Source organism: Kitasatospora arboriphila (assembly GCF_039528095.1).
Classification (GTDB): Bacteria; Actinomycetota; Actinomycetes; order Streptomycetales; family Streptomycetaceae; genus Kitasatospora; species Kitasatospora arboriphila.
The window spans coordinates 1-525 of sequence record NZ_BAAALD010000329.1 but is presented as its reverse complement, the minus strand read 5'-3'; the positions used below and the strand labels follow the sequence as shown (position 1 = coordinate 525).

1 protein-coding gene is annotated in these 525 nt (G+C 62.3%); it reads left to right on the top strand.

The features are described 5' to 3' along the window. On the top strand, window positions 1-525 hold a 525-nt coding region (locus ABD353_RS40225), incomplete at both ends, for an AraC family ligand binding domain-containing protein (RefSeq protein ID WP_344628643.1).

Genomic DNA, 525 nt, shown 5'->3' with positions numbered 1-525 from the left:
CATATATCCCGCTACGCCTTTGCACCCCATACCCACGAAGCCTTCGGCATCGGCGTGATTGAGCAAGGCGCGGAGCGCTTTCGCTACCGCGGCAGTCAGCATATTGCCGCCGCAAACTCAATTGTCACCATGAATCCCGACGAGCTGCACACCGGCGAAGCGGAAACCGCCGACGGCTGGCGCTACCGGATGATTTATCTGGAGCCGGACCGTCTTGAAGCCATCACCGGGGTGCGAGACTGGTGGTTCAGCGAGGTGGTCCGCGAGGATCCCCTACGTTCCCGACAAATTGGCCAGCTGATTTATGGCCTGTGGCATAGCGACGATCCGCTGGCCCAGCAGGGAATGCTGCTCGACCTCATCGACGCCTTCCGCCCTCTGGCCCACCATGCCTCTGCGCAAGGTGAGGCCGGGCACCGCTTTGACCGCGTGCGCGACTACCTGCACGATAACTATATGCGTCCCATCACCCTCGACGAGTTGGCGCAGGTGGCGGCGCTGAGCCCGTACCACTTTCAGCGCCAG